We start from the raw sequence: 2,811 nt of genomic DNA on the forward strand, positions 1-2,811 counted from the left end.
ATCGCGCGGCCTTCGCCCCTGTGACATCGCGGTCACCCGATTAGCGTGCGGTTCCGCGACCGCCGTTACGGTCGGCCGCGTTCAGGTGATCGTCAGGCGGAGACGACTTCCAGGTTCACGGTCGCCACGACGTCCGGGTGCAGGTGCACCGACACGGTGTGGGAGCCGAGTGACTTGATCGGCGTGGACAGTTCGACCCGCCGGCGGTCCAGGTCCGGACCACCAGCAGCGGTCACAGCCGCCACCACGTCCGCCGCCGTCACCGAACCGAAGAGCCGGCCTTCCTTGCCCGCCCGGCTCACCAGCCGGATGGACAGGGTCGAGAGCTGGCCGGCGATCTCCTTTGCGTGCCCGAGATCGCGAACCTGCCGGGCCGACCGGGCCCGGCGGATCTGTTCGATCTGCTTCTCGGCGCCCCGGGTGGCCACGATCGCGTACCGGCGGGGGATGAGGTAGTTGCGCCCATAGCCGGGGGCGACCTCGACCGTGTCACCGGGGCTGCCGAGGCCGGGTACCTCCTGGGTGAGGATGAGCTTCATCGTCACCCTCCTCAGCGAGCCGTCGAGGTGTAGGGCAGCAGGGCCATCTCGCGGCTGTTCTTCACCGCGATCGCGATGTCACGCTGATGCTGGCTGCAGTTACCGGTCACCCGCCGAGCGCGGATCTTGCCGCGGTCGGAGATGAACTTCCGCAGCAGCGAGGTGTCCTTGTAGTCGATGTAGTCGGTCTTGTCCTTGCAGAACACGCAAACCTTCTTCTTGGGCTTGCGCACGGCCGCCTTGGCCATCGTGCACTCCTATGTCATGGGTTCGACCCGACGCCTGTGGGCTCGACCCGAAGGGGTTCTGTTCCTGTAGCCCTAGAACGGGGGCTCCTCGGAGTAGCCGCCGGGCGATGCCGACCACGGGTCGTCAACGGGCCCGCCGCCGTACCCCGAACCGCCACCGGCCGGGGGACCGTAGCCGCCACCCGAGGCAGGACCCCCGGACGCGGGCGGCCCGCCATAGCCACCGGACGGTCCGCCGCTCCGCCTCCGCCTCCGCCGCCGCCGCCGCGACCGGCCTTGACGACCTTGGCGGTGGCGTACTTCAGCGACGGACCGATCTCGTCGACGTCCAGCTCGACCACGGTCCGCTTCTCGCCCTCACGGGTCTCGAACGACCGCTGCTTGAGCCGGCCCTGGACGATGACGCGGGCACCCTTCTGCAGCGATTCGGCGACATGCTCGGCAGCCTGCCGCCAGATGGAGCACCGCAGGAACAGCGCGTCCCCGTCCTTCCACTCGTTGGTGGCACGGTCGAGGGTTCGCGGTGTCGAGGCGATGGTGAAGCTGGCAACGGCCGCGCCGTTGGGAGTGAAGCGAAGCTCGGGGTCGTTCGTCAGGTTCCCGACCACCGTGATGACTGTCTCACCGGCCATGGGGCCGCTCCCTTCAGGCCGCGGCCTTACGCCGGGGCTTCTTCTCGGGAAGCCGGATCACCTTGGTACGGATCACCGATTCGTTGAGGACGAGTTGGCGGTCGAGCTCGGCGACAACATCGGGCTCGGCGTGCAGGTCGATGATGGCGTAGATGCCCTCGAAACTCTTGCGGATCTCGTAGGCGAGCCGGCGGCGACCCCAGACGTCGACCTTCTCCACGACGCCGCCACCGGAGCGGACGACGGTCAGATACTGGTCAAGGGATGGTGCCACCGTGCGCTCCTCGAGATCGGGCTCGAGGATCACCATCAGTTCATAGTGCCGTGGCAAGGGTGAACCCACCTCCTGTGGACTCGGGCGGCCACGGAGGGTTCCGTGGCAGGAGGGACAGCGCCGCGTACGGCGGGACGCGGGGCGAACCCGCACGGACCGACCAGCGGCAACCTGGCAAACACTACTCGATACCGTCCGGCCCGATCTCTCCCAGCCAGGGCTCGGCCACGTCTGCCCGCCCACCGCCGTCCGACGCCTCGCGCCCACGGCTGGCGGCGACCACTCGCAGACCGCCGCTGGCCACTCCGAGAACGAGCGTCAGCGAGATCACCACCAGCAGGCCGTGCACATGCCGGTCAGGCGACGGCCAGATCGCGGCGACCACGAGCACGACCACGGCGGCGGTCAGGCCGACGGAGGCGACGAGCAGCGCAAACCCGCGGCCGGCGGCAGGGGTGCTCCTCACAGCTCCACATCCTGCCCGCCGTGACTCCTCGTCGGCTCCCACCAGCACTCAGTCGATCCACTGGCCCTGGGCCTCCGGCAGCGCGAGAAAAACATGATCGCGCCGCCTTTGGCCCTCAGTCGACCCACTGGCCCTGGGTGAAGGCGACGACGAAGGCCGCCATCACCGGAGCCGAGAGCCAGACATACACCGGCCGCACCCACGGCCGGCGTGTCGCGACGCGTCCGAGCAGCAGGTACATCGGAAATGCCACCAGCATCGTCCGGATTCCCGAGGCGTAGTAGTTCGAGCAGCTCATCAACAGCGTGGCGCCGCCGACGAAGGCAGCCTCCCCGAGGCGGGCCGAGCGGATGAGCACCACGGTCAGCACGACTCCGACGACGACGGCGGCCACCTCACCACGCCAGAACCAGGTGAACGCCGACGACTGGGACGCGTCGAAGGCCGCATCCCAGGTCGTCCGCCACCCCACCCACGGCCAGTCGATCCGCCGGTGCCAGCCTTCCCGCATGGCCTGCGCATAGGCGTCCCACCGACCCGTGCGGACCCGCAGGTAGGTGACGAAGGCGAGAACGGGCAGCGGCGGCAGGGCGAGCGCGAGTCCCGGCGGCGCGAACACCGGCAGCCCCGCACGCCGCCGGCTGAACACGTA

4 protein-coding genes and 2 pseudogenes are annotated in these 2,811 nt (G+C 69.2%); all 6 read right to left on the minus strand.

Annotation, left to right across the window (positions count from 1 at the left end; genetic code table 11):
• Positions 1–92: 92 nt before the first annotated feature.
• Complete coding sequence (gene rplI, locus DD1DGNOD_RS26045) at positions 93–539, minus strand: 50S ribosomal protein L9 (RefSeq protein ID WP_131768943.1); 447 nt, start codon at positions 537–539, stop codon at positions 93–95.
• A gap of 11 nt (positions 540–550) precedes the next feature.
• Positions 551–787 carry a 30S ribosomal protein S18 gene (gene rpsR / locus DD1DGNOD_RS26050; RefSeq protein ID WP_013875613.1) on the minus strand — a complete coding sequence of 79 codons (237 nt, stop codon included), beginning with the start codon at positions 785–787 and terminating at the stop codon, positions 551–553.
• A 72-nt stretch (positions 788–859) separates the two neighbouring features.
• Positions 860–1,419, minus strand: a pseudogene (locus DD1DGNOD_RS26055) (single-stranded DNA-binding protein).
• Between the two features lie 13 nt (positions 1,420–1,432).
• Entirely contained in the window at positions 1,433–1,750 is a 318-nt protein-coding gene (gene rpsF, locus DD1DGNOD_RS26060) for a 30S ribosomal protein S6 (protein ID WP_283234758.1), read from the minus strand.
• Positions 1,751–1,874: 124 nt separating this feature from the next.
• Positions 1,875–2,159 carry a hypothetical protein gene (locus DD1DGNOD_RS26065; protein ID WP_131768945.1) on the minus strand — a complete coding sequence of 95 codons (285 nt, stop codon included), beginning with the start codon at positions 2,157–2,159 and terminating at the stop codon, positions 1,875–1,877.
• Between the two features lie 115 nt (positions 2,160–2,274).
• Positions 2,275–2,811: pseudogene (locus DD1DGNOD_RS26070) on the minus strand (hypothetical protein); the annotation flags it as partial.

The sequence above is a fragment of the Candidatus Protofrankia californiensis genome (genome assembly GCF_900634765.1).
GTDB classification, from domain to species: Bacteria; Actinomycetota; Actinomycetes; order Frankiales; family Frankiaceae; genus Protofrankia; species Protofrankia californiensis.

Coding starts and splice junctions, on each gene's coding strand:
- rplI (WP_131768943.1), bottom strand. CDS start 539: ATGAAGCTCATCCTCACCCAGGAGGTACCCGGCCTCGGCAGCCCCGGT.
- rpsR (WP_013875613.1), bottom strand. CDS start 787: ATGGCCAAGGCGGCCGTGCGCAAGCCCAAGAAGAAGGTTTGCGTGTTC.